The 1,863-nt window shown below is 38.5% G+C and carries 1 protein-coding gene; it reads left to right on the top strand.

Annotation, left to right across the window (positions count from 1 at the left end; translation table 11 throughout):
- The first annotated feature begins 326 nt into the window (after positions 1-326).
- On the top strand, positions 327-1,634 hold the full coding sequence (locus Q366_RS19140; RefSeq protein ID WP_035242422.1) for a hypothetical protein: 1,308 nt from the start codon (positions 327-329) through the stop codon (positions 1,632-1,634).
- Positions 1,635-1,863: the final 229 nt, after the last annotated feature.

The raw sequence follows: 1,863 nt of genomic DNA, 5'->3' as shown, positions 1-1,863 counted from the left end.
CAGCAATTCTCAGTGAATTTTAGAGCCCTTGATTTTAAAGGGTCTCAAGCATTTTTGAAACTTTGATTATCGCAATCTTTTACTACCCAAACCATTAAAATTTTGACCTTGATCATCCTTCAGAGCGCTCTTTTTTACAAAAGATGTGGGATACCTGCGAGATGCTTTTTCCCTGCACGTCATTACACATCATTGAAGGGATATTTGCATGAAAATTTTTAAAAAACATGATAACATATTGAAATTACAGCAAATAAAAATCTAGATTTTTTACATATTTTGTGATAGCCTTCTTGTGATGCATACAACATATAGGGGCTATCGACTTGGGCATTGAAAAAAAACTCAGTTTTGGAAATCTCAGAAAAACTGTCTCAAAAAGAAGCATTGAGATTCCCGAGTTCCGTGAAATTGGGAAAATAAAATATTCTCTGCATGATGCCTGCCTCAGTTCTTTGGGCATGATGTTTTTTCAAGACCCCTCGATGCTTGAATTTCAAAGACGTCTTCAAAATGCGGTGCAGCAAAATAATCTGCAAACAATGTTTAACGTTTCGGATATCCCCAAAGACAACCAGTTACGGGATATTATCGATAATGTTCCTTCTGAAGAACTATACCCCATATTTACAGACTTTTTCCGGTTGCTTCAACGCGGAAACCACCTCCAGTCTTATCGAATCCTGAATGAGTGGTATCTGATCCCTATAGATGGGACTCAGTATTTTAAGTCCGAAGAAATAAGTTGCCCCTGCTGCCTAATAAAGGAGCATCGAAATGGAACGGTCAGCTATTCCCACCAAGCACTGTGTGCGGCTATTGTTCATCCTGATAAACGCCAGGTCTTTCCATTGGCACCGGAACCAATTAAAAACACGGATGGCTCTAAAAAACAGGACTGTGAAACCAATGCCGGAAAACGAATCCTTGAGCGGATTCGCAACGATCATCCAAAATTGAAAATTATTATTACCGCAGATGACCTATATTCAAAGGGCCCCTTCGTTGAGGCGCTTAAGCAGCAGCGAATGTCGTTTATTCTTATTGCAAAGCCGACTGACCACAAAATTCTTTTTCAGCAAGTCCTGAATAAAGAGGACATGGATCAGGCCAACATAATAGAATGGGAAGACAAAGAAGGGCGATTTCATAAATATGAATGGATAAATCATCTGCGGTTAAACGGTAGTCAGACATCCCCGACCGTCAACTTTTTCGAATATACCATTTTTAAGGATGAAGACACAGTCGTCTATACCAACAGCTGGGTGACCGATATTCATGTAACTCACGATAATGTCAGAGAGCTTGTCAAAGCAGGCAGAGCCAAATGGAAAATTGAAAACGAGAATTTCAACACCTTGAAAAATTATGGATATAACATTGAACATAATTTTGGCCATGGCCAAAAGAATTTGTCATTCAATTTTTTTATATTCATATTAACTGCATTTTTCATGCACCAGATTCTCGAATTGACTGATCGACTTTTCAAGGAGGCCAGGGCCAAATTCAGTGCACGTAAAGAATTCTGGAACCAATTACGCTGTACTATTCGAGTCATCATATTCCGTAACTGGGAGTCATTATTACTTCTTATTATGAAAGATTCTTCTGAAATCAGGGCTCCCTGATTCATCTTCCATCTTACCCTGCTTTTGGTACATTCGGCATGCCAATTTGTTAAAATCGGCATTCGGATTTTTGTTGCCTTTGGCAATCAGGTTGTTTACAAATATTCTGATTTTGATAAAATCTATCAGAAAAACAAACTGCCGAACTTGAATTAGCACGCTAACAAAGATCAAAATCTGTGAAACTGAGAACATTCAGGAAATTACTAACGTTCACTGAGAATTGCTG

The sequence above is a fragment of the Desulfobacter vibrioformis DSM 8776 genome (assembly GCF_000745975.1).
Taxonomy (GTDB): Bacteria; Desulfobacterota; Desulfobacteria; order Desulfobacterales; family Desulfobacteraceae; genus Desulfobacter; species Desulfobacter vibrioformis.
Note: the sequence above shows the minus strand (reverse complement) of the source record. Positions and strands in the feature narration are given on the sequence as shown.